Genomic DNA, 24,642 nt, shown 5'->3' with positions numbered 1-24,642 from the left:
TAGATTATGAAAATTTACTAACATTAAAAGGGATTAAACTTAACACCTAGAAGCATAATAATATGCCGACCAACAAAAAAGTAAGTAGTGGCCCTTAAATAGACTACAAAACCAATTATTTAAAACCCTAATAGTATTTCGACCGATACAGGTATAAGTAACGGTATTTAAAACGAAAACAAACCACTATTACAAAAAAGCATTATAACATACCGACCGCTATATTTTTGAAAGCATAAATATAGCGTAGCTATAAATTGTGGGGCTGAAAAATTGATAATATAGCAAAACTATATTTAGGTGAGATCTCGAGAATTTAAATTACAGCAAAAAGAAAAAAATCAATTAAAGCAAATGAGTAGCATTTGGATTTGATTTCCATAACTCGTAATCCCAAGGATAAGCACAATCCAGCGGATCAGTTTCTTCCTCTATGACAGGGCGTGTTTGCCCATCGGCTAGAAGCCACTTTCTAAATGGTTCTTGTTCGTGTTGTGGCAGTTCGCTTATACGAATGTAGGTAACAAAACCATTGTTTTTGATGTTTAGTGTCTCGGGCATACTCAAAAATAAGAATTAATAACCTCTATTTTTAAACTTCATAAACTCGTCAAAATCTTTTTTATTTTGCTGTTTGCGTTTACTGCCTGAAGAAACAGACCATGCAAATATAATCCAACAAAGCATAGCCAATGCAATTAGGAAAACAGGATGCTTACTCCCTAATGCTCCAACCATGCAAAAGAAACTGATGACCGATGCTAATATAAATTTACCGAAAACCGTCATAAACACTTATTGAGCAGTAAATATACAAATTTTACTTATACCTGCATAGGTGTTTAAAAAAATCGCTTTTCCGTTCTTGCACAGCAATGAGCAAGGCACTTTTAAAATCAGAAATTGATATTTACGTAATTAACAAAGTGCGTGAATTGAGAATCACTGCTGGCATTTCACAAGCCGATCTTGCTTTAGCACTTGATTTATCGGTAGGTTTCATTGGCCATATCGAAAGCCCAAAATACCGAGCAAAGTATAACCTCAATCATTTAAATAGATTAGCGCAAATTTTAAATTGCTCTATCAAGGATTTCTTTCCTGATTTACCGCTATAAAGCTATCTTCTATTACTACACAAAATGAGTTGCGAATTTTGTATCTCCAATTTTTCTTGGAAAATTGGCAAGAAAGTTTTTGAGTGAAGTAAAACCGCAGGGTTTTACGATACACAAAAACACATCTTGCAATATTAAAAACAACAATAGAAAACACACCTATTTCCGCCAGTAAGGAAATTATCCTTCCGTATATATGTTTATACGCATATATATCTATACGCAAATATATCTTTACGTATATACGTATACACGCATGTTTACATAAACGTATATACATTAGTTTTAAAATTACTGTTTATCTTATACAGTATTTGTAACGATTTTTAACGTGAAAATGGTAAATCCACTTACTTCTCTTACTACATACTACAGAAATGTGTAGTAGATAGTAGTAACTTAAATTTTTGTTACTACTACATATATTCGCCTGAATTAAAGCATATTAACTATTTATAGTAAGTAGTAAGAGAATTGTATTTTATCAGATAACCTTTTACCGCATATTTTTGATTTTCATGACCTCTACGCTGTGATTGCTCAAAACCTAGCATCTTCATTGCCTTTCCTATTTCTATAGGACTAACCTTTATTTTCCCCTCAACATTTGTTGTTAAATTTTGAGCTAGATCTGTGGCAGTGTAAAATTGATCGTAATCATCTTTTGTCCCAGGCATATAGTACTTTTGTATCAGCTCCATCTCTACCGTAAATACTGTATGGTTGTTATTAGCCATTTCATTTTCAGCAATTTCTTCGCTTGTCATTTCGTATTTAAATCCACCTTTGTAAAGTTGATAGGCTTGTGACCAAACAATATTTATATCAATTTCAGTTTTATAAGCCCAATTAATATCGTTAAGTACAAAACACAGCCATCTAACACTACCACTTTCATCGGTAAGAAAGTCAGTTTTGTTTGTTGAACCCATAATAGATGCTCTTCTTGGCTCAAGCTTAGGTTTTCTATCATACGGATGTCTAACCTTTATATAGGACTTACTCATTAACGTTTTTTGTGCATTGATATCATTTTTTGATAATGTTGCAAGTTCATCCTGATTAACTAAGAAATTGTGACATAGGGCTATCAAGCTATCCTTATCAATTGAAATATTTTCAACCTTGTAACCAGCAAGTTCTTCGGGAACTAGAAAACGCATAAATGATGTTTTACCACGGTTTTGGTCAGATTGAGATAGCACAAGTGCCTGTTTATTAAAATAGTCATCAACTAAAGCACAAACTACACAACGAACTAACCATTTTTTAAACTGAATTGCGAATCTTTGCTGGTTTTCAACATCAAGATATGAGGAAAATTTTGAGATATAGTCGCCATGCTCAAGTTCGTTCCAGAGATTAGAAATTTTCGAGAAATATTCCTCAAAAGGATTTATTTTTCTGATATAATCAGAACTTAAAAATGTATTGATCTCTCCTACAGTTGTCCTACAACCTGCCTGTCTCGATTCAATATATAAGGTATTGGGATTTACTGGGCTGAAATGATTTTTGCTTTTTAAGCTACCCATCACTTCATTCAGTATGGTATTATTTATAAAATCATATTTCGAGAAAAGAAATTTAATCATTTTTACTGTACTACTATTGCTCTCCGAATTATCTAATTCATAATTGGGTTTGTCATCCATTTTTTAAGTAATTAATTGATAATTAATTACGAAATGGTATATTTACTTCGTCAAAAAGAAAACCATTTCGCACGATTTCACAAACCGAAAGCCTATCAGTGTTTTCGGTTTTGTTTATTTATAATCCTTAATACCTATTTTTCCGAACATACTGGGTCGCTTCTTCTTCAATCTCTTCAATTGTTTTTTTACGCCCTTTTTTCAACCAGTCCATTAATTCCTGTTTAGTAAAATATAGCCTTTTACCTTTCTTAATGACTGGTATTTTCCCTGCGGAGGTTAAAGTATAAACCGTTGCTTTAGCAAGATTGAGAAATTTGGATGCCTCTTCGATACTTAAGAAATCTTGTGGCTTTTCTTCCGAATTTGAGGATGGGGTTTCTGAAAGAACTTTTCTGACACTGCTTTCGATCATTGCCGATAGTTCTTCCTTTCTTATGGATGTTAACATTAAATCGTTCATAAGGCTTTATTTATGTGATGAATAATAAGTATTTATTAGTATCACAAAGTAAGCCTCAGAACTTACGTGCATCGCCATAACACGTAAGTTTCAATTATTTTTTGAAATGGATATTCAATTCTTTTATTTTTTCTTTTGCTGTCAATTTAACGTTTAACTTATCAAGCATTGTCCTTTGAGACTGTCCAATTAGGTAATCTCCATTTTTAAAATACCTGAATTTTCTGTGTAGCCACTTAGATAAATCCTTATTGGTAATTTTGGATAAGATCTGCCTGTCTTGCATAATTTTAAAAAATAGGATCATATCGTCAGGAGTAACATTATTTAAATTATAAAATTCAGGATGTGAGTCACCAATATTTAATAGCTCATTTTTAAGTGCTGAAAAATCCGCTTCATTTGCACATTTTATCCTCATAAACGCCAAAATTCCTTTAATTTCTACCTCGTTAACACCTGCTGTAAACGCCACCACAGATTTATCTATCAGATTTTTTCTAACAAAACTTTTGTGATTCTTGATTTTCAATTCTTCATCAATCCGCTCAATATGATTATTTACCAATGGGATTAACTCGCTACCCATAAAATCAATGTGATGGTTAAGAATGTCAAAAACGGGTTTGTTTGTCAATTGTTTTATGAGTTCATATTCAGCAATAAAGCCCTTCAGTAATTCGTAACGTTCGTAAACCTCTATGCTCTCATTTAGATATTTAAGGATATCAAGCAACATTTCTATTTGTGCGCCAAACAGCTCGTAAATGTTTTCTGCATTTATTTCTCTATTTACATTAAATAATACACCATTAATATCCTGTACTTGAAACACATGGAGCTTAGAGTGCCCAGCCTCTAATTCCTCCTTAACAGCTTTAATATTATTATTAAAAGCCAATGGGAGATATTTAAGGTTCTTATTTTGCTTTAGGATGATTTGCCTCATAACTACAACACAATACGTTTAGATGCATCTACTTTCTTTTTATCAATAACTTTTGCATAAACCTCTGTGGTTTTTAAATGCCTGTGGCCTAATAGTTTTGATACGGTATAAATATCTGTACCCATTGTTAATTGTAAAGTAGCGTAGGTATGCCTAAAACAATGGAAAGTAATCTTTTTGGTTATTCCAGCACTCATTACCCAACGTGCTAATTGAACATTTGTATAAGCGGAATATTTCAAGCCTTTAAAAATTCTATCTTCTAAATTACCTCGTTCTCCTAATTGCTCGTAGGCTTGTTCGGCAATTGGCAACGTTTCATTTGAACTGGTTTTTTGTTGGGTAAAACGTATAAAATATCCGTCTTGCTCGGAATGTTGTACTTCTTTCCAAGTAAGTTTAATCATATCTGACCATCTTAAACCTGTCAAAGCACAAAATATAGATGCTCTTTTTAAAACATTTGGTTCACAATCTGTTTCAAAAAGTGCTTTCAGCTCTTCAAAAGTTAAATATTCTCTTTCACTTTCGCCCTGGGGAATTCCTTTTACCCTAAGAATGGGGTTGATAGAAAATAGGCGTTCTTCAAAAGCTTCTTTAACACAAGCCCTGAACTTATTAAAATAGCTATACTGGGAGTTTTGAGCCAAACCTGCCGTTTCAGATTTAAGTGATTTTACATTTTTCAAGAACTCTTTAAAACCCTCGCAAAATCTTTCATCCACATCGCCAAAAGTGCATTTACCTCCAGTGTATAGTTTCAAATATTTGAATGAGCCAAACCAGTTATCCGAATTCCCTTTTGATGAATTACGTTTCTTAACCTTTTGCTCGAAATAGGCAAGAAAATCCATCTTTGAAGATAAACGGTCGGTAAAATCAAAGTTTTGATTGATGAACTGCAAACTTCTTTCAGCACGAATGCTTTCTGCCTTTGTTTTACAAACGTGATTATGCTCTTTTTGAATGGCATTTATCGGTTTCTCGAACAGGTAAATTTTTAAAAACTCTCTTCGGGTTTCTTTTCCAGTCTCAGGAATGTAAACGGGAGGATAAAAATCTAAATAAAGGCTCAATCGACCATCATTTAATTTTTTCTCTCTTAATTTTACTGTGCGGTTCTGTTTCATAGGTTGACAAATAATTTATCGACTTCTTCTCTTTTAATAATTTTACGGCCACCCAATTTGTAGGCTTTAATAACTTCTTGGTTCAGCAATCTCCACAGAGTAGTTCTGCTTATATTTAATAATGTACAGGTGTCTTGAATACTCAAATACGCCATTCCGTTAAGTTCATTTTTTGATTGTTCCTTAACTTTCTTGGTTTCCTGATTACTGTTTTCAATCTTTAACCGTTTTATCTTGTTCTTAAGATTTTTACCATTACAAGACCTGCTACAAAATCGTGTCACTGTAGTTTTAGCGACAAATAATGCATTACACTCCTCACAAAATCTATTCAATCTGATATTTGAACTCATATAAAATTGTTTCAGGATGTTTCTAACTGTTTCCTGATGTTTCAAAGTGTTTCATCATTTCTCCAATCAATTAAAAATACTGTATTTATTTGTACCTTTTTAAAAACATCCTAATAAAGGTACAAATATTAACGAAAGGTACAAAAAAATCAAAAAACATCAACAAACACAAAGCCCTTATAATTGTTGATTATAAGGGCTTTATTATGATTTATTAATTGTTATTTCTCAGTATTTATTGTTTATTACTTTCCGATGCAGAATTTCGTAAATATATTCTCCAACAAATCATCGGTAGTTACAGTACCTGTGATCTCACCGAGATAGTGTAAAGCCTGTTTAATATCCATGGCTAAGAAATCAGAGGTTACCGGATTATCTACATTGGCCAAAACCCTTTGCAGGGCATGTTCGGTTTGTTTTAAAGCTTCTACATGGCGGATATTCGTCACAAGGGTTTCGCTGGTGTTTATGTGATGCAAGTTAACCTGTTCCAGTAAGGTGGTTTTTAATTCATCGATACCTTGTTTCTCTTTAGCAGAAATAAAAACAACTTCTAAAGCTTCGAAAGCCTTACGCTGTGTGTCTGCCATGAGGTCGGCTTTATTGACTAAAATTAAATATGGGATAGCCAATTGCTTCAAACCCCGAATCTGCTCTTCAATTTCTGAAATACTTTGAGCAGCATCGGCCATATAAATGATCAGTTTAGCCTGTTTCATTTTCTCTAAGGTACGTTCTACTCCTAAAGCTTCAATAATATCGGCTGTATCACGGATTCCGGCTGTATCGATAAAACGGAAAACAATGCCACCAATGGTCAGTTCGTCTTCAATGGTATCGCGGGTAGTCCCGGCAATATCCGAAACGATAGCCCGTTCTTCATTCAGGAGGGCATTCAACAGGGTAGATTTACCCACATTAGGTTTGCCTGCAATAACAATAGGAACACCGTTTTTAATCACATTTCCCATTTCGAAAGAGGAGATTAAACGTTGCAGAACGTAATTGATTTTGTTAACCAGGTTTTTTAATTGTTCACGGTTGGCAAACTCTACATCTTCTTCAGCAAAATCGAGTTCGAGCTCAATCATTGATGCAAAATGGATCAATTGCTCGCGTAAGCCTTTTAATTCGTTGGCAAAACCACCGCGCATCTGTTGCATGGCCACATCGTGCGAAGCTTTCGAATTGGAGGCAATTAAATCGGCTACTGCCTCTGCCTGACTTAAGTCGAAAGCACCATTTAAAAAAGCACGTAAGGTAAATTCGCCTGGTTTGGCAGCACGTGCACCTTTGCTAATTAACAGGTTAATAATCTGCTGGATGATGTAATTAGAACCATGGCAGGAAATCTCTACCACATTTTCTTTGGTGTACGATTTAGGGGCAACAAATAAACCTGCTACAACCTCATCAACAATATGATCGCCATCCTTAACCAGACCAAAATGTAAAGTATGCGAGGCCTGCTTTTCTAAATCTTTTCCTGCAAATACGGCATTGGTCAATGAAATAGCCTCCGGACCAGATAAACGGATTACGCCAATGGCGCCTGAACCGGAAGGCGTAGATAAAGCAATAATGGTATCTTGATTGTTCATGTTCGGTATTAAAGCTGCAAAAATAAGGCTAATCTATGGGTATATCGTGTAAGGGAAGTAATTTTTTTAAGCAAGGGTTAAATGGTTAATTGTTGAAATCGGTTAACTGACGCCAAGCGCTCACCGCCAAACGCCCAACCAACAACTAATTATTTAAAACATTTTCACTCCGATGGTGTTTAAACCTCAAATCAGAATAAGCTTTTTATGACGAACAATTTACCCCTGACCGTTAAACGATCGATAGAATTATTGGGGCTGATGGCCATTGTAGCCGTTATGGTAATCGGAAGAGACATTATCATGCCCATGTTGATGGCTTTTTTTATCAGCATTATGTTGTTACCGGTGTATCGCTTCTTAAAACGAAAAAAAATACCAGAATCATTAGCCATTATTCTATCCATTTTACTGGTCGCGCTCTTTGTAGCCTTGATTGTTTGGTTTTTTTCGAACCAGATTGGCATTTTGGTTAAAGATTTTCCACAGATAAAATCGAATGTAACACAGCATATTAATTCGTTGAGCGATTGGATCAGTCGCATTACCCATTACGACGATAAGCAGCAAAAAGCCTTCATACAAACTAAAAGCGACGATCTGATGAACATGGGTACCTCACTAGCTGGTGGTGCCGCTGTAACGTTAAGTGGCATTTTTGTATTTATCGGTTTATTGCCCATCTATATTTACCTGATGCTTTTTTATAAAGACATTTTATTGCGTTTTATTTTCATGTGGTTTAAAACCGATGATCATCCAAAAGTGAAAGAAGCCATTTATGAAACGGAGTCGATCATTAAAAGCTACTTAATCGGACTGTTGATCCAAATCACCTATATGACCATTTTATTGGGCGGAATATTAATGCTAATCGGTATTAAACATGCCTTATTAATTGGGGTGATCTTTGCCATATTAAACCTGATTCCTTATGTGGGCGCTTTAATTGGTAACTTAATTGGGGTGCTGTTAACCCTTACTTCCTCTCAAGAATTGTGGCCGGTCATTACCGTTTTAGGGGTTATTGCCTTTGTTCAGTTTTTAGATAATAACATTTTGATGCCGCGCATTGTAGGCTCTAAAGTAAAAATAAATGCTTTATTTGCCATTCTGGGGGTATTTATAGGAGGAAGCATTGCAGGTGTCTCCGGTATGTTCCTCGCGTTACCGATTGTGGCTGTACTCAAAATTATTTTTGACCGTACAGAATCATTTAAACAATGGGGTGTGTTATTAGGCGATGAACGACCAGCCAAAAGCCCGATGACTTTTCCAAACTTTAGGAAGAAAAAGCCAGTGGCTACCAAAACGGGAATAGAGAAGGGATAGGTTGTGCGGATGGAAGATGGAGAATGTAAGATGGAAGATGGGGAATGTAAGATGGAAGATGGGGAATGGACGATGTAATGAGGGTTGCGGGATCAATGTAATCTGCGGGAACACCTGGTACTTAGGTTTCCCGCAGATTGAAGAAGATAAACACAGCCGATCGTTAATCTTAACCACCAAATTTACGCACTCTATAAATAAGTGATAACATGAAATACCTGCCTAAGCGGTTAACTTGCCTGTCTACAATTACGTTATCGAAAACATCTCTTGATATGCCGGAGTTTTGATCAAAAAGATCAAATCCTTCCACACGGATAGCGGCCATATCATTCTTCATAAACTTATATTCCATTGATAAACGAAGCAATGTTGGATTTCGCACTGCACCATTATCGAAACCTGAGTTAATCTGTTTGGTGAAATCGTAGCCCAGGGTAAGATCTTTAAAGAAATAATTGCGACCTTCTATGCCGCACTCAAAGCGGTTAGATTGACGGTCGGTAAAGGTGTCATTCGAATATTTGGTCAGGTTTTGGGAATAAGAAGTTTCTATTTCAAAGTTGACAATATCTTTCAGGTCGACCCTAAATTCGAGTTCCTGGCGCCAGGCCATATTGCGTGCTTCTATTCTGCTATCGTCGGTAAAAGTAATGTTATTGTTCAGCTGGCCCGAACCAGAATAGCCTATGGTAAATTTTCGCTCGGGTGAAAGGGGTTTGCTGATGTCGTAATCGCCCTGTAAAGTGTAATATCCGTCTGTGTTGGTGTAGCTGGTCAGCTGATTAACGGTACCAGGTACGCGCTGTTTAGTGGTTACAACCCTGTCGTTAGTGCGTTCATACTTAAAATTGGCCATTATTACTTTTCCGGCACTCCAATCGGCCTGCTTGTAATGCGCATTGACACTGTGGATAAATTCGGGTTTCAGATTTGGGTTTCCGGTAACAACGTTTTGCAGGTTCGAATTGTCGGATATAGGCTGCAATTGTAAAAAACCAGGCTGGTTATTTCTTCCCCAATAATTAACATCTAACGATTCCTGGTTAGAAAATTTATACGAAAACCGACCAGAAGGGATGAGGTTAAAAGTTCGGTTAACGGTTTGCACATCATTACTTAAATTCTGCCCCTGAAGCAACGCAGGCTGTGCATTAAGGCCTACTGTATAGTTTAGTTTTTCGCCAATATACCGGTAATTCAGTCCCACTTTATTGGTGATAAACTGATAATCATAAATATTGCTGAGGTTAGGGTTAAATACCTGGTTACCATTGGCCACATCATAAGCATCCCTCGAATTATTTGTTGATGATCGGTTCCAGCTATAATTTACTTCTAAAAAGGTTTTCTTCCAAAGAGGCTCCATATACGATGCACCCACATTAAGTCCTAAATTCCGGCTATTCTGATTGTTCAGCTGGTTTTGCAGTACCGAATCGGCTACGTTAGCATGAATGTTGATATACTTGTTATACACATTACCATAATTTTCGCCATTGGTATAATTGATGTTACCCCAGGAGCTAAGGTTCCGGCCTTTTTTAGAGAATTTATGGTTGTAAAAGATATTGGTACGGGCATTTAAATTATTCGAATTACTGAAATTGTTACTTTCTCTTCGCGTAAACAAGGTATCCTGAGTGATGAGCGAGCTCCCTGTATTATTGCCACTATTGGTATTGTAAGAAAAGTTTGGAGAAATTTTTAGGTAATTCATCGTATCTATTTTATACTCCAAATTACCGCCAAACCAGTGGCTATAGTTGTCGCTCTTACTGTTATTTCGGGCATCTTCAAGCCTGCTCAACGGATTTTGTCCCGCATCTTGAAGCACACTTTGTGTATAGGTAGAGCTAATGGTGTTGTTTTTATTGTTGTTGAAATTATATCCCGCATCTGCAGAGAGTTTGGTATTAAACTCATTTTTATAGTTAAGGCCGATAATATTTCTGGTGGTAATACCATCGCCGCCTCCGCCACGCATATTGGCATTGGCCGAAGTTCCATCGAATGAAATCTGCTGTTCACCTTTCATACTATTCCCCCTGATATTGGTATTGTAGCGATCGGAGTTACCCACACCTGCAGAAGCCCTGGCGAAATAACCTTTCTTTTTATCTTCTTCAATGGTCAGGTTCAGCACCTTTTCCGGCTCACCCGTTTTAATGCCGGTAAGTTTGGCCTGATCGCCATAATCGTCGATAAACTGTAGGTTTTTGATGATATCTGCCGGGAGATTTTTGATGGCTGTGGCTACATCTGTTCCGAAGAAATCTTTGCCGTTAACACGGATTTTGGTTACTGGCGAGCCCTGACTGGTTACGTTACCATCCTTATCTACCTTAATACCGGGTAATTTTTTCAGTACTTCATCAACAGCATCGCCATCCCTAACTGGAAAGGCCTTGGCACTAAAACTCACGGTATCTTCAGTTACTTTAACAGGAGGGACGCCTGAAATCACTACGCCCTCGAGTGTATTTGATGATGGCTTCAGCCTGATATCAGTAATATTTAAACTATTGCCTTTCTCGATCACATACTTTTTTATAAAGGTGTCGAAGCCAATAAAAGCTGCTGATAAGGTAAACTGTTTAGATTTAATTTTATCTAATGCAAATGTACCATCAGGATTGGCAGAGGTGCCTGTGCTGTCAGCACCGAATTTAATCCTCACTACCGCCCCGGGAAGTGGTAAGCCTGCGGTATCAAGCACAATACCCTTTACGGTATAATTTTGTGCGTTACTGTTTGTGAAAATACCTGCAAAGAGCAGGAGTAGCCAAATCGATTTAGTAAAAGCCCTCATGAGTTTATTTGTGTGTGGCATAAAAGTACGGAGCAGCGTGCTAACACTGTTCAGCGTAATCAACATGTTACTAATTTTGGCTGTTTTATCGGTTAATGTGGTGATTTTCGCCTGGTTATCAGGCAAAATGATCGATTTATGATCATGAAGGTGTAATTCGTATAAAAGATGGAGTTTTTATCCAAAATAAACGAATGAATGGTATTTAAAATTAAGATTCCAGCTTAACTTCAGGGCATTTATTTTGTGTGCTCTTGTAATACCACGTTTCTGCCAAGGGTTTTGAACCTAACAGCATTGTCTTGTTCTACCGTAATCGTAATGTGACCTGTTTTACTGGTATTTATATCGCTTACCTTGCCAGATTTACCGATATGCGTTCCTTTAACTACCGTGCAGTAGTCGCCATCTTTTAAATTTGTAGTCTCCATTTAGCTTTTTGCGGGCTTTAATTTGTCTCTGAACCTCGTAATTTTATTTCGGTATTTAGCTGACTTAATTTAATTACCACGGGTAACCAAACCAGCATAAGGCCCGGAATAATGGCCAGGAGAACAAAGTTTTGTTTTTTAACAATCAGGTATAAAAGTGCACAAATAAGAAACAGCATGACAATTGCGCTTCCAATTAAAATACCGCTCAATTGTTTTTTCTGTTTGTTTAATTCGGTTAGGGTAAGTTCAGATAACTTGTTGTCTTTCATCGTGAATCGGTTAGGGTTCTCCGTAAAATTATAAAATTTTTAATGTTTTTTAAGTCCTGAAGGATCAAAGTTGTAAAATGCTGGTTAGGCAATCTTATCTAAGCACAAAATCCATTATCTTGTAAACGTTCGGTTTAATAAATCCAAATAATACTAAGTATATCATGATCAAAAGATTACTACCACTATTGTTACTATTGGTTTCTTACTCGAGTTTTTCGCAGGAAACTACTAAAATCTATCTTTCCGGAACAGATAAAGATCATACCAAACAATGGGATTTTTATTGTACGGCAGGTCGTAAAAGCGGCATATGGACTAAAATACCAGTGCCCTCTAACTGGGAATTACAGGGCTTTGGAAGTTATAACTATGGGCATGATAAAGTTAAAGCCAACGAACAGGGCATTTATCGTTATGAATTTCCGATGGGTAAAATTACAGGGAAAAAGGTGTTCCTGATATTTGAAGGCGCTATGACTGATACCAAGGTAAGCGTTAACGGAAAACTGGCCGGAGACCTGCACCAGGGCGGATTTTATCGTTTTAAATATGACATTACTACGCTATTAAAACCCGGTGAGCAGAATTTACTGGAAGTAACGGTTGACAAGATGTCGGCAAATACTTCCATTAATAAGGCCGAAAGAACAAGTGATTTTTGGGTTTTTGGCGGCATCTTCCGCCCGGTTTACCTGGAAACGGTTCCGGATAAATTTATAGAAAGGGTGGCGGTGAATGCTAAAGCCGACGGGACCTTTCAGCTGGATGTTTATGGCCAAAACTTAGCTGCTGACGATATTATTGAAGCCCAGGTAAAAAAAATAAATGGTGAAAATGTAGGCAAAGCGTTTGCTGTGAAGGTGAATTTAGAAAAGGGTACACAAACCTTGAATTCTACTTTCTCAAAACCTTTATTATGGAGCAGCGAATTCCCCAATCTGTATCAGGTGGTGGTGCGGATCAGGAATAAACAGCAGATTATTCATCAGGTGAAACAAAAGTTCGGTTTTCGGACACTTGAACTGCGAAATGGCGACGGTTTCTATGTTAATGGAGCGAAAATGATTTTGAAAGGCGTTAACCGCCACAGCTTTTGGCCTGAAAGCGGACGTACATTAAGTCCTGAGGTACATTTAATGGATGTGAAGTTAATGAAAGAAATGAACATGAATGCCGTTCGCATGTCGCATTATCCTCCAGATGCAGAATTTCTGGATGTCTGCGATTCATTAGGTTTATATGTGATTAATGAGTTAACAGGCTGGCAGGCAAAATACGATAATACCGTTGGGCACAGGCTGGTAAAAGAACTTGTCATCAGGGATGTAAACCATCCTTCTATTATATTTTGGGCCAATGGCAACGAGGGGGGATTTAATACTGACCTCGATAATGATTATGCCTTATACGATCCGCAGAAACGTACCGTAATCCACCCCTGGGAGAAGTTTAACGGAACCGATACCAAACATTATCCGGATTATAATTATATGGTTAAGGCGGCTAATTCAGGCCAGGAAGTTTTCTTTCCCACAGAGTTTATGCATGGCCTTTACGATGGGGGTGCTGGTGCCGCTTTAGACGATTTTTGGAATCAGATGCTCATTCACCCGCATGGCGCTGGTGGTTTCATTTGGGCTTTGGTAGATGAAAATGTAATCCGGACAGATAAAAACGGCATTAATGATGGTGATGGAAATCATGCGCCTGATGGAATTGTTGGGCCGCATCGTGAAAAGGAAGCCAGTTTTTACACCATAAAAGAGATCTGGTCTCCTGTTTTTGTTGATCTGTCAAAAATTGACAAAGATTTTAAAGGGAAAATTGCCGTGGAGAACCGTTTCAGTTTTACCAATCTTGGTCAATGTACTTTTAAATGGAAATTAGTTACTTTTCCTTTAGCTGGTGCCGCAGGAACAAAGGCTATTGTAAGGGCCAGTGGGATAGCAACTTCTAAGCTTAAACCTGGAGAAAAAAGCACACTCGATTTGGCTTTACCAAAATCGTGGACACAAAGCGATGCTTTATATTTAACCGCTTATGGGGCCGATAAGAAAGAAATATTTACCTGGAGCTGGCCGATAAAAACTGCGGCTTTAATTGCAGATAAGCAAAATACGATCGCATCCAATTCGGGCGTAAAAGCTGAAGAAACTGGTCAATCGCTGGTGATTAAACAGGATGATATTGCTTATTATTTTGAAAAGTCAACAGGGTATCTGCAGAAAGTACTTAAAGGCAATACGGTTATTTCTTTGTCAAAAGGTCCTGTGTTGGCCGGTGTAACTACCGAATTGAAAAATTTTAGTCATAGGGCAGAAGCGGCAAAGTATATCGTCGAGTCTGACTACCAGGGAGCAGGTGGTTTGCATGCCAGGTGGACATTTGAACCTGGAAAGCTGGCAAAACTCGAATACCAGTTTAACCAACAGGGCGAGGCTGATTTTATGGGCATTACCTTTGATTACCCGGAGGATAAAACTACTGGGATGAAATACCTTGGCCGTGGCCCATACCGGGCCTGGAAAAACAGATTAAAAGGACAGCAGTTTGGGGTTTGGCATAAGGATTATAATAATTCAATCACCGGCGAAACCTGGGGATATCCTGAGTTTAAAGGTTATCATGCGCAAGTGAACTGGGTAACTATAGAAAATAAGGAAGCCCCGTTTACCGTTTATATTCCCGATCAGGATACTTATCTGCAAATGTTCAGGCCTGCACGTGAAGCTGCGGCATTAAGCAATAACAATGTAGAGCCTGCCTTTCCGGAAGGGAGTATTGGCTTCTTAAAAGGGATAAGTGCCATTGGTACTAAGTTTCAGTCGGCTTTATTATTAGGGCCTCAGAGTCAGAAAAACAAAGCTGATGGTAAAACTTTTAAAGGGACACTATTATTCGATTTTGGGCATGAACATTAGCAATCAGAAGTCAAAGCAGCACATCAAAGCCATATTTAATCCGTATTTTTAACCATATGAAGATTGTATTTTTTTCTGCGAAGCCTTACGACCATGAATTTTTTGAAAGTGCTAATAAACATTATGACTTTGAACTGGAATTTTGGGAAACCCATCTCGGGCCTCATATTGCCGACGCGATAAAAGCCGGTACCGATGTGGTTTGTGTATTTGTAAACGATAAACTTACGGCTGAGGTTATCGCTACATTGGCACAAAAAGGGGTAAAAATTATTGCCTTACGTTGTGCAGGCTTTAATAATGTGGATTTGAATGCGGCCAAACAATATGGAATTCGTGTTTGCCGCGTTCCGGCTTACTCGCCACAAGCTGTTGCAGAACATGCAGTAGCGATGTTGCTTACCCTAAATCGTAAAACCCATAAGGCTTATAATCGTGTACGTGAACAGAATTTTTCACTCTCGGGTTTAATGGGTTTTAATCTTTTTGGAAAAACAGTAGGGGTGATTGGTACAGGGAAAATTGGCACTGCTTTCTGTAAAATTATGCTTGGTTTTGGTTGCCGCGTACTGGCTTTTGATCCTTTCGTGAATGCATCATTAGCAAGTGCAGGCGTAGAGTATTTGCCGTTTCATGAAGTCATAAAAGAAGCGGATATGATTTCGCTGCATTGCCCGCTTACACCAGAGAACCATTACCTGATTGGATCGAATAGCTTATCGACGATGAAAAAAGGTGTGACATTAATCAATACAAGCAGGGGTGGATTGATTAATACGCGAGAGGTAATTGACGCCCTAAAAACCGGGCAGCTTGCTGCACTGGGAATCGATGTGTACGAGCAGGAAGAACAACTCTTTTTTAAAGACCTTTCCGGAAGTATTATTGGAGATGATGATATTCAGCGATTAATCAGTTTTCCGAATGTTTTGCTCACCGGACATCAGGCTTTTTTTACGCAAGAGGCCATAACAGAAATTGCAGAATCTACTTTAAAAACGGTTAAGATATTATCGGAAAATAAGGCTGAAGAGGAAGTTTCAGATGCAATATTGGTTTAATAAGACAGCAGTTTGATACCAGGAAATAAAATTGAACGCATGGAGCTTTAATGAAGGTTGCCACAAAATCTCCATGCGCGTTGTATTGTTGCTCTAGTAATAAGAAGTATTGAGGTTGCTGTTCTGCTTTTCTGCGGCTTCGATAGGGGCATAATTAGAGAGAATAAGCGCTTCACCCTTTTTAATGCATACATCATGTTCAAAATGCACAGAAGGACTTCCGTCTGCTGTTCTGATTGTCCAGCCATCTTCATCCAGAAAGACGTCTTTTTTACCCATATTGATCATGGGCTCAATCGCTAGCACCAGATTTTCTCTTAATAGTAAACCATTGCCTTTTCTTCCATAATTAGGTACCTGCGGATCTTCATGCATGTCTTTACCTAAACCATGGCCAACCAGGTCTCTTACAACGCCGTAACCCTGCTTTTCGTTATGGTTTTGGATAGCTGCACCAATATCGCCTATGCGTTTACCTACAACAGCTTCTTTAATTCCAAGAAAAAGCGATTCCTTAGTTGTTTTAACCAGCTTTAATACTGCCTCCGATACTTCTCCGATGATAAAAGTATAAGCATGATCGCCGTGAAAACCGTTTTTTATGGTCCCCACATCTACTGAGATAATGTCGCCATCTTTCAATTCATCTTTAGTCGGAAAGCCATGTACCACCACATCATTTACCGAAGTAATAATATGGAAAGGAAAGCCATTATAGTTGTAAAAGGAAGGTACAGCACCGTTATCAAGTATAAATTCGTTGGCTATCCTGTCAATTTCCAGGGTTGTAATGCCTGGCTTTAATATTTTAGCTACTTCTGCAAGGGTATCGCTCACCAGTAAGGCACTGATTTGCATCAGTTCTACTTCTTCGTTGGTTTTATATAAAATCATTGCCGCAAATTTAGCAAAAGAAGCCGAAAGGAAAAAAGGAGAAGGCCTGAGCGGTAAAAGATTGAATGCCTAAATGCTAGCATGATGGGTTGCGGAGGACTAAATATCCGCCGATCATTAAGAGCACAGCCTGTAATCGAGTGTTAAAACTTTATTTCTAATTCTGCTCAGGGTTTCTAAACGCATGCCGAGGTAGCTGGCCAGATAACGCTGCGGTATTCTGTTGATGTCCAGATCACTTTGCTGGAGTTTGCGGTACCTGCTCATTGCTTTTGGTATCCTGGCCAGGATCGATCTTTCTGATGCCGCATAATAATGAAGCGCCAATAGTTTTCTGCCGATCAGGTTGGCCTCCGGATAGTTGGCATACATCAAATCGATTAGGGTGTAAGGAATACAGATCAGCTGGCAGTCTTCCAGGGCCTGCAGGTATTCTATCGAATGACTAGGCTGCTGATCAGGGTGACGTATAGCGCCTATTAATTCATTTCCAAAGCTAAACCAGGTGCTGATATCCTTTTTGCCATCACGTACAAAGCCACGAACGAGCCCTTTAACCAAAAAATATAACGAAGCATTACTGTCTATTGGAGAAAGGATATGTTTATTTTTTTTGACATGGATGAGCTTACAAGATTTTTCATGTTCGGCTTTAAAGGCTTCAGATAGGGGATAGAACTGCTCAATATAATCGAAAAGCGGACGTAAAAATGATGTTGAATAGGGCATAGTTCAGGCGGTTTAGATTTTTGAGAAACGATTTAAAGCATACTCATTTGCAATACCATAAGCATATGATGATCTCTAATCAAAGATAACTGGTATTTCAATTTTTGGTGAAATACACAGCGGTTGTGGCCTCTAACGATACGATCGTTAGACTAAAAAACGGGTTAATAATAGTTTAATGGCTTAATTCCTGTGCAAAATAGGAGGTTGGCATTAAACCCGTTTCTTTTTTAAATGCATTGTAAAACGTAGCCAGACTTTTAAAACCGGCTTCAGAAGCAATGGCTTCGATGGTGATTTTATCCGATTTAAGCGGATACTGCTTTAAAAAATGATCTACCCGGTAGCTGTTTATCCAGTCGCGGAAATTTTTTCCGATATGTTTGTTAATTACAAAAGAGCAATGGTGGATGGGGATGTTGAGTTTGGCCGCCAGATCGATAATCTGAAAATCGTGAACCAGGTAAAGTTGTTCTCCCTGCATTATTTCTTTCATCGCTAGGGCATAGTCAGACAGCTGCGCATCAAGAAGATTAATTTTTTTGACAGCTGCATGCGTAGGTTTTGCCTCTTCTTCTGATGCGGAAATTAATGAGGCATCAGTTTCTGCTTTCTTAGCTGCAGGTTTTTTAGTCCAGTCTACAGCCACCAGCAAATAGCCATAAAAAATATAAGGCTTGTGAAGCGCATATAATAAAATGACCAGCAGTGCCAGACAATTGAGCACAATAAACGAAGCATTAACATATGGAATGTGTAAACCTCTTAAAATAATGGGTACCAAACTAAACAACTGGAAGAAGGTCGCAATCCGGAGAAAAAAGATGATCCATTTTCTGCCTTCACCTTCGAGTATTTGTTGTGTGTTGTTTTTTAGGCGGAGAACGGCAATCCAGGTCAGGCATAAATAACCAAATACCAGTATGGGCCTGAATAAGTAATGGAAATATGGCGGAAACAATCCACTTTTTGCTTTTAGGGAGAAGTAACCATTTTCTGCTAACTGCTTTCCTATCAAATTCCAATCGAGTGCGGTAGCGAAATGCCATGGAATAACATGAATAACAGCCAGTAAAGCGGGTACAAAATGAAGCCATTCTATTTTTTCTAAACTTTTACGATCCTGCAGAAAGCCTGTAATGTAGAGGTAAAAACAGGCCGGAGCAGCATAATACAAAGGCGTAAAAGTCTGATAAAAGAAGGCTAAGGTATTGGGCTGACCAGATTTAAAAAGTAATGAAGTTAAAATTTGACCAAAGCGTGCAAAAAAGATAACTGACAGCAGAATGTTAAGCAGTTTATTCCCTTTTTTTGCGAAAAAAAGGTGCATAGAGAATAAAAGTAAGAATAGACAACTGGTACTAACAATAAGGTTCAAAGACTGCATATTTCCAACCAAGATAAAACATAATTGTTAAATTAAATTACCCTAATTGTAAATTTTTTATTCTTAAAAATTTGGTGCATAAAATGCTAAAAATGAAGTTGTTTTTGGTTAAAAACGGGGCTAATAAGGCTGCTATCGCCATTAATTTTAAACTATTCGCAATAATGATTTGGTATAAACGTTTGTTTAATTTATAAAAAGCAATAGTTTTGCGGCCCGTTTATTGTAGAGCGGAAAGCAATATTATTTAATTGATGGAGACTTCCATCCCTATAAAAGAAAATTATGGACAAATTTAAAAAAGTACAAGATCTAATCTCTTCTGTTGAAGCAGATGTAACTAAGTTTTATGATGGTGGTAATGCTGCAGCAGGTACACGTGTGCGTAAAGCAATGCAAGACCTTAAAGTTTTAGCCCAGGAAATTAGAGCTGAAGTAACTGATAAAAAAAATAGCGCTAAATAATTTATTGTCGCTTTTAAAAAGAAAGCCCGCGTTTTATTACGCGGGCTTTCTTTTTAGGCAATTATCTCGTCTTCAACGCCTTATTTCTTTCTGAAAATTACTTATTGCGCTTACTGGTGATGAGTTTATCGGTGAAGAAATCACGGAAATCATTGTAATAAAGGTCGCCAACAGTAAAGCTGGTATGGTTAGAAAGGGTTACCCTTGTACCCTCTACATGTAAAATATGATTAATGGAGATAATATAACCCCTATGCAGCTGGATAAAGCCTTTTTTAATGTTCAGTTGTTCTTTAACATCTTTCAAGCTTAAATAAGCAATAATTATTTTCTCTTTGGTATGGATTTTAACATAGTTGTGGAAACTTTCGAAAGCAATGATATCTGCATAGTGCACTAAAACGGCTTTGTGGTCTTCTGATTTATTTTTGACCAAAAAATAAGTTTCCTGGCTTGTCTTTTCTATTTCCTTCTCAAAAACACGGTTTACCGTTAAGGCAAATTTTGCGTAGCCGTAAGGTTTAAGTAAATAAGCATCAGCTTCTGCTTCGAATGCTTCAAATGCATATTCCTCATGAGAGGTGGTAAATATCAGTTTCCTGGTTTTAGAGCGGATGGCTTTAGAAAGTTCGATGCCCGAAATCTGTGGCATTTGGATGTCCATAAATATCACATCTACCTGGTCTATATTTTTAAGCGCGTTCAGGGCTACTACCGGATCGGTGTAACTGGCCAGAAGCTTCATATTCGGGGTATCTGCTATATATTTTTCAAGACCGGAAATCGAGTTTTGCTGGTCATCAATGGCTATACACTTAATCATTTGTTAATCTTCTTGGTACACATAACGAAATTACACCTTTTCATACCGAAAATAGAACGCTTTATCCCGTTTCGCCTAAAATTTTCTTTCTATTGGCTAATTTAAAGTAAAAAAAGTGCTTTATGATGTATACAGGAGTGATTAAATGGTATAATCCGATAAGAGGTTTCGGGTTTATCGCACCCGATGGTGGAAAAGAAATGATTTATGCGGATAACCAGAAACTGATCGGGATTTATCGCCCTTCTTTAATCGTAGGAACCAAGGTTCGCTTTGATTTAGAACAAGGGCAGGTGGGATGCCAGGCAACTAATATTGTCGTTCTGAATATGGGTTTCGATTAGCATTTACACCGATCCATAACGAAAACAGACCGATCTGTGTAACCTATTGCTGAAAATAGGGACAGAGTACGATCTTCGCCAACACCAATCAAAATTTGAAATTTTAAAGCAGACGGCGTTTGGTTTGGGAGCAATAAGCATTAAAATTTTTTATTTAACATCTACCTATTAAATTTCATATCTGGATTATCTCTCTCTCCTATCTAAATTAGCGCTCTTTTTTTAGATAGGATTTTTTTTTGGATAACGTTTTTGCTTAAATTCGTCATACTCTTTAGGATACGGATACTTTAAAGCAATTGTTTATGAATGTCAAAAACTTAGTTCTTTTATTGAGCACAGTTTCTACTGCGCTTATTGGTGGCCTTTTTTATGCCTACTCCTGTTCCGTTATTCCAGGCCTTGCCCGTCTTTCCGATGCTTCCTTTTTACAAGCCATGCAATCCATCAACCGGGCGATTTTAAATCCGTTATTTTTTATTTCCTTTATGGGCACACTGGTTATATTACCCATAAGTGTTTGGTTTTTCAGAGAACAACCCATGGTGTTTTACCTGCTTTTAGCAGCAAGCTTATTGTATTTTGGCGGCGTTTTTCTGGTTACCATCATAGGCAATGTGCCCCTTAATAACCTTTTGGATGGGGCAAATCTTGATCAGCTACATGCAACTGAACTTACTGCGTTACGCCAAAAATTTGAGCCAGACTGGAATTTATTCCATCGGATCAGAACCATCGCTTCATTTATCTGTATTGTACTGGTCGCTTATGCTGCAATATTAAGCCGAAATCCTTAAAAGCCAATATATCAATCTTATTGAAGCAGCGATCGTTTTTTGCTCCGCTAAGCCACAACATCTTGCTTAATCATTACAAAAAGATAAAAGTGGAAAGAAGGATTGTCAGACTTACAAGGCAATGAACGCTGCATTACATAGAATATTTTTTTGGAGCGGCTTGCCTGTGCAACGATTAAAGTTTTTTCCCGTGCTTCGCTGTATCCCTCCACTGCGCTTCGGGGATGTCGCTACGCCCGGGGCTATTTACGCAGGGCATTGCAAAAAATAGGGGCAAAAATTTCCTTTCGAGAAATATTTGTGGTTTTAATGAACAGGCCTTTGTTCAATAAACCTTATTGTAGCGGCTATCCTTTTTGCTCCACCAAGCCACATTATCATGCTAACCATCACAAAAAGATAGAAGTGGAAAGAAGGACTTTCGGACCTACCGCGCTGCACTTGCTTTACAAAAACAGGACTTTATGCTTTTTTTGAAGCGGCTTGCCTGTGCGGCTATTAATGTTTCTTCCCGTGCCTTGCTGTATCCCTCCGCTGCGCTTCGGGGATGCCGCTACGCCCGGGGCTATTTACGCAGGGCATTGCAAAAAATAGGGGCAAAAATTCTCTTTTGGCAAATATTTGTGGTTTTAATGAACAGGCCTTTGTTCAATAAACCTTATTGTAGCGGTTATCCTTTTTGCTCCACCAAGCCACATTATCATGCTAACCATCACAAAAAGATAAAAGCGGAAAGAAGGACTGCCGGACCTACAGCGCACTGCACTTGCTTTACGAAAAATAAGCCTTTATGCATTTTTTTTAAAGCGGCTTGCCTGTGCAACTATTAAAGTTTTTTCCCGTGCTTCGCTATATCCCTCCGTTGCGCTTCGGGGATGGCGCTACGCCCGGGGCTAGTTACGCTTTTTCTGCAGGGAAGCTGGTGTAAAGACGGGATAACTTAAATTTATTTCAGTGTCTCATCGACTAAATTCATGATTAAATATAAGTTTGTTTATTTACAGTCGTTTTTTGATGACAAAACCTTCGAAAATTGTTTAATTTTTCTTTATATGCTGTAAAATGCACTAGTTCATTGTAAAAAAGCTGTAAATATGAATATTTAAGTAAGATAAGTGCTAATATGGTACAATGAAACCGATTGTATTTGTATTATCTTTGTGTGATCTCTATGCGTGTTTACGGTTCATATTCTGATAGCGAATTGGCATTCTTGTTAACTCAAGGTGATGAACAGGCTTTTACTGAAATTTATAACCGCTTTTATGGGCTACTTTTTATCCATGCCAGCAGGCGCTTAAATGATGAGGAAGAAGCAAAAGATGTATTACACCAGTTATTCGAATCGCTTTGGGTGAAACGTTTACAGGTAGCACCTGATGGTAATTTATCGGCATATTTATACACAGCAGTGCGTAACCGTGTACTGGATGTGTTTGCACATCAAAAAGTAGAAAGTAAATACGTTGATTCTTTACAGGATTACATCGATCAGGATCATGTATCTACTGATTATCGGGTGCGAGAAAAGCAAATGGCACTATTAATTGAGCAGGAAATTGATGCTTTGCCACCCAAAATGCGCGAAATATTTATTTTAAGCCGAAAAGAAAATAAATCGCATAAAGAAATTGCACTCGAATTGGGGCTTTCTGAATTAACGGTTAAAACACAGGTTAAAAAAGCACTAAGAATCCTTAAGTCGCGGTTAGGGCTGGTGGTTTATGTTGCTTTTCTTTTAAAAACCTATCGTTAATCTGTCGAAAGCTGCTTGAAGATGCAGTCTTTTCTCTTTAAAATAAGGTGTATTGAAAATATTTTAAAAAAAAAATAATTTTCCGATACCCCCAGGGCTATACCTTCGCCGTATATACTTTAATTAACCAAACAAACTTCTTTTTTGATGGAGAAAAATGCGAAAAAGCTTTTAGATAAATATCTTGCGGGCAACTGTACGCCTGAGGAGGTGACTATTGTTGAAGATTGGTACCTTCAGCTCCCTTTTCAAAAAGAAGCACCCAGTCATGTACTTATTGAATCCAGTAAACAGGAGGTTTGGAACCAATTAAGTCCTCGCAGCAGGTCTTTAAAAATGGTTATGGTTAAGCGTTTTGCCATTGCGGCAAGTATTATTTTATGCTTTAGCTTAGGACTTTATTTTATTGTACAGCGCAATGCCACTTCATTAACAGCCAAAACAGAACTGAAAGATATTCTTCCTGGCGGACATCAGGCGGTGCTTACACTGGCTGATGGAACCATTGTTGATCTGGATGATGCTGAAAATGGTCAGATTGCCAATCAAAATGGTATCATCATCCGTAAGGCTAAAAACGGTCAGCTCGAATATATTATCAAAGAAATTCCGAATGCTGCGGCTATTAGCGGATCAAATACCATTGCTACACCAAGAGGTGGAGAATATCAGGTAAGCCTGCCTGATGGTACAAAAGTTTGGCTTAATGCGGCCACAACGCTAAAGTACCCTTATGCATTTGCCAAAAACGAAAGGGTAGTTGAGCTAAATGGAGAAGCCTATTTCGAAGTTTCAAAAGACCATACCCGTCCTTTTAGGGTAAAAACAAATGCCCAAACCGTAGAAGTTTTAGGCACACACTTTAATGTTAACGCCTACGGCGATGAGCCTATGGTTAAAACCACCTTGTTAGAGGGTGCCGTAAAAGTGAGTGCTGCATCGGCTACAGTAAATCTGCACCCGGGAGAACAATCGCAGTTTAATACAAACAATGCCAGGTTATCTGTCAATCAACAGGTCGATATCGATAAAGAAATGGCCTGGAAGAATAATATTTTTTCTTTCGATAATGATGATTTGCAAACCGTTATGCGGCAGATTTCGCGCTGGTATGATGTGGATGTGGTTTATCAGGGCAAAATCAGACCAGAAAAATATGTAGGCGAAATACAGAAGAACAGCAACCTGGCAGAGGTTTTTAAAATATTAGAACTTAACCATGTACATATTGAGGTAAAGGGTAAAGTACTTACCGTATCAGGAAATTAAACAAGAATGGCTTTTCTATAAACAGCCGAGAAATCAACCAACCAATTCACGAACTAACTAAACTTTATGATGAA

Annotated in this window: 24 protein-coding genes; 9 read left to right on the top strand and 15 right to left on the bottom strand. The window is 37.9% G+C overall.

Annotation, left to right across the window (positions count from 1 at the left end):
- Positions 1-345: 345 nt before the first annotated feature.
- Complete coding sequence (locus tag AC04QZ_RS04785; RefSeq protein ID WP_478356796.1) at positions 346-561, bottom strand: hypothetical protein; 216 nt, start codon at positions 559-561, stop codon at positions 346-348.
- Positions 562-576: 15 nt separating this feature from the next.
- Positions 577-789: a hypothetical protein gene (locus AC04QZ_RS04780; protein ID WP_478356795.1), complete on the bottom strand. Its 213-nt coding sequence runs from the start codon at positions 787-789 to the stop codon at positions 577-579.
- A gap of 86 nt (positions 790-875) precedes the next feature.
- Here AC04QZ_RS04780 and AC04QZ_RS04775 point away from each other — a divergent pair, with 86 nt between their 5' ends.
- On the top strand, positions 876-1,118 hold the full coding sequence (locus AC04QZ_RS04775) for a helix-turn-helix transcriptional regulator (protein WP_478356794.1): 243 nt from the start codon (positions 876-878) through the stop codon (positions 1,116-1,118).
- A 449-nt stretch (positions 1,119-1,567) separates the two neighbouring features.
- Here the strand turns inward: AC04QZ_RS04775 and AC04QZ_RS04770 are convergent, their stop codons facing one another.
- The 6 genes from AC04QZ_RS04770 to mnmE form a co-directional block, all read right to left on the bottom strand.
- Positions 1,568-2,773, bottom strand: a complete 1,206-nt coding sequence (locus tag AC04QZ_RS04770) for a VapE domain-containing protein (RefSeq protein WP_478356793.1) — start codon at positions 2,771-2,773, stop codon at positions 1,568-1,570.
- 127 nt (positions 2,774-2,900) lie between these two features.
- Positions 2,901-3,236, bottom strand: coding sequence for a helix-turn-helix domain-containing protein (locus tag AC04QZ_RS04765; protein WP_478356792.1), 336 nt, complete (start codon positions 3,234-3,236; stop codon positions 2,901-2,903).
- Between the two features lie 94 nt (positions 3,237-3,330).
- Positions 3,331-4,137, bottom strand: a complete 807-nt coding sequence (locus AC04QZ_RS04760) for a hypothetical protein (protein WP_478356791.1) — start codon at positions 4,135-4,137, stop codon at positions 3,331-3,333.
- Positions 4,138-4,187: 50 nt separating this feature from the next.
- A complete protein-coding gene (locus tag AC04QZ_RS04755; RefSeq protein ID WP_478356790.1) occupies positions 4,188-5,315 on the bottom strand; it encodes a phage integrase SAM-like domain-containing protein in 1,128 nt (375 codons plus the stop codon).
- Complete coding sequence (locus tag AC04QZ_RS04750; protein ID WP_478356789.1) at positions 5,312-5,668, bottom strand: helix-turn-helix domain-containing protein; 357 nt, start codon at positions 5,666-5,668, stop codon at positions 5,312-5,314. Before AC04QZ_RS04750 ends, AC04QZ_RS04755 begins: the two co-directional genes overlap by 4 nt.
- Positions 5,669-5,913: 245 nt before the next feature.
- The gene (gene mnmE, locus AC04QZ_RS04745; protein WP_478356788.1) at positions 5,914-7,272 is read right to left on the bottom strand and encodes a tRNA uridine-5-carboxymethylaminomethyl(34) synthesis GTPase MnmE; all 1,359 of its coding nucleotides are present in this window, start codon (positions 7,270-7,272) and stop codon (positions 5,914-5,916) included.
- 207 nt (positions 7,273-7,479) lie between these two features.
- On the opposite strand from mnmE, the gene AC04QZ_RS04740 reads away from it, so the two are divergent.
- On the top strand, positions 7,480-8,604 hold the full coding sequence (locus AC04QZ_RS04740; protein ID WP_478356787.1) for an AI-2E family transporter: 1,125 nt from the start codon (positions 7,480-7,482) through the stop codon (positions 8,602-8,604).
- A 169-nt stretch (positions 8,605-8,773) separates the two neighbouring features.
- Here AC04QZ_RS04740 and AC04QZ_RS04735 read toward each other — a convergent pair whose 3' ends face one another.
- The 3 genes from AC04QZ_RS04735 to AC04QZ_RS04725 all read right to left on the bottom strand — a co-directional run bounded on the left by AC04QZ_RS04735 (position 8,774) and on the right by AC04QZ_RS04725 (position 12,119).
- Positions 8,774-11,542 (bottom strand): outer membrane beta-barrel protein, encoded by a 2,769-nt coding sequence (locus tag AC04QZ_RS04735; RefSeq protein WP_478356786.1) that lies wholly within the window; start codon positions 11,540-11,542, stop codon positions 8,774-8,776.
- Positions 11,543-11,655: 113 nt separating this feature from the next.
- The gene (locus AC04QZ_RS04730; protein ID WP_478356785.1) at positions 11,656-11,847 is read right to left on the bottom strand and encodes a KOW motif-containing protein; all 192 of its coding nucleotides are present in this window, start codon (positions 11,845-11,847) and stop codon (positions 11,656-11,658) included.
- A gap of 17 nt (positions 11,848-11,864) precedes the next feature.
- Complete coding sequence (locus tag AC04QZ_RS04725; protein WP_478356784.1) at positions 11,865-12,119, bottom strand: hypothetical protein; 255 nt, start codon at positions 12,117-12,119, stop codon at positions 11,865-11,867.
- Between the two features lie 164 nt (positions 12,120-12,283).
- Here AC04QZ_RS04725 and AC04QZ_RS04720 point away from each other — a divergent pair, with 164 nt between their 5' ends.
- Both AC04QZ_RS04720 and AC04QZ_RS04715 read left to right on the top strand, forming a co-directional pair.
- Entirely contained in the window at positions 12,284-15,043 is a 2,760-nt protein-coding gene (locus tag AC04QZ_RS04720; RefSeq protein WP_478356783.1) for a glycoside hydrolase family 2 protein, read from the top strand.
- Positions 15,044-15,099: 56 nt separating this feature from the next.
- On the top strand, positions 15,100-16,104 hold the full coding sequence (locus tag AC04QZ_RS04715; RefSeq protein ID WP_478356782.1) for a 2-hydroxyacid dehydrogenase: 1,005 nt from the start codon (positions 15,100-15,102) through the stop codon (positions 16,102-16,104).
- Positions 16,105-16,197: 93 nt separating this feature from the next.
- On the opposite strand, the gene map is transcribed toward AC04QZ_RS04715, so the two are convergent.
- The 3 genes from map to AC04QZ_RS04700 form a co-directional block, all read right to left on the bottom strand.
- Positions 16,198-16,998: a type I methionyl aminopeptidase gene (gene map, locus AC04QZ_RS04710; protein ID WP_478356781.1), complete on the bottom strand. Its 801-nt coding sequence runs from the start codon at positions 16,996-16,998 to the stop codon at positions 16,198-16,200.
- A gap of 117 nt (positions 16,999-17,115) precedes the next feature.
- Positions 17,116-17,727: a Crp/Fnr family transcriptional regulator gene (locus AC04QZ_RS04705; protein ID WP_478356780.1), complete on the bottom strand. Its 612-nt coding sequence runs from the start codon at positions 17,725-17,727 to the stop codon at positions 17,116-17,118.
- 175 nt (positions 17,728-17,902) lie between these two features.
- Positions 17,903-19,057: a helix-turn-helix domain-containing protein gene (locus AC04QZ_RS04700; RefSeq protein WP_478356779.1), complete on the bottom strand. Its 1,155-nt coding sequence runs from the start codon at positions 19,055-19,057 to the stop codon at positions 17,903-17,905.
- A 342-nt stretch (positions 19,058-19,399) separates the two neighbouring features.
- Between AC04QZ_RS04700 and AC04QZ_RS04695 the strand changes: the two genes are divergently transcribed.
- On the top strand, positions 19,400-19,579 hold the full coding sequence (locus AC04QZ_RS04695; protein WP_057933955.1) for a histone H1: 180 nt from the start codon (positions 19,400-19,402) through the stop codon (positions 19,577-19,579).
- A 97-nt stretch (positions 19,580-19,676) separates the two neighbouring features.
- On the opposite strand, the gene AC04QZ_RS04690 is transcribed toward AC04QZ_RS04695, so the two are convergent.
- On the bottom strand, positions 19,677-20,402 hold the full coding sequence (locus AC04QZ_RS04690; RefSeq protein ID WP_086546606.1) for a LytR/AlgR family response regulator transcription factor: 726 nt from the start codon (positions 20,400-20,402) through the stop codon (positions 19,677-19,679).
- Between the two features lie 122 nt (positions 20,403-20,524).
- Between AC04QZ_RS04690 and AC04QZ_RS04685 the strand changes: the two genes are divergently transcribed.
- The 4 genes from AC04QZ_RS04685 to AC04QZ_RS04670 all read left to right on the top strand — a co-directional run bounded on the left by AC04QZ_RS04685 (position 20,525) and on the right by AC04QZ_RS04670 (position 24,568).
- Positions 20,525-20,746, top strand: a complete 222-nt coding sequence (locus AC04QZ_RS04685; protein ID WP_478356778.1) for a cold-shock protein — start codon at positions 20,525-20,527, stop codon at positions 20,744-20,746.
- 305 nt (positions 20,747-21,051) lie between these two features.
- Positions 21,052-21,543 carry an anthrone oxygenase family protein gene (locus tag AC04QZ_RS04680; protein ID WP_478356777.1) on the top strand — a complete coding sequence of 164 codons (492 nt, stop codon included), beginning with the start codon at positions 21,052-21,054 and terminating at the stop codon, positions 21,541-21,543.
- A 1,171-nt stretch (positions 21,544-22,714) separates the two neighbouring features.
- Positions 22,715-23,299 carry an RNA polymerase sigma factor gene (locus AC04QZ_RS04675; protein ID WP_478356776.1) on the top strand — a complete coding sequence of 195 codons (585 nt, stop codon included), beginning with the start codon at positions 22,715-22,717 and terminating at the stop codon, positions 23,297-23,299.
- Between the two features lie 147 nt (positions 23,300-23,446).
- Positions 23,447-24,568, top strand: a complete 1,122-nt coding sequence (locus AC04QZ_RS04670) for a FecR family protein (RefSeq protein ID WP_478356775.1) — start codon at positions 23,447-23,449, stop codon at positions 24,566-24,568.
- Positions 24,569-24,642 lie beyond the last annotated feature (74 nt).

Source organism: Pedobacter folensis (assembly GCF_056490665.1).
The sequence above is the reverse complement of the archived record's forward strand: the minus strand, read 5'-3'. Positions and strand labels throughout refer to the sequence as shown.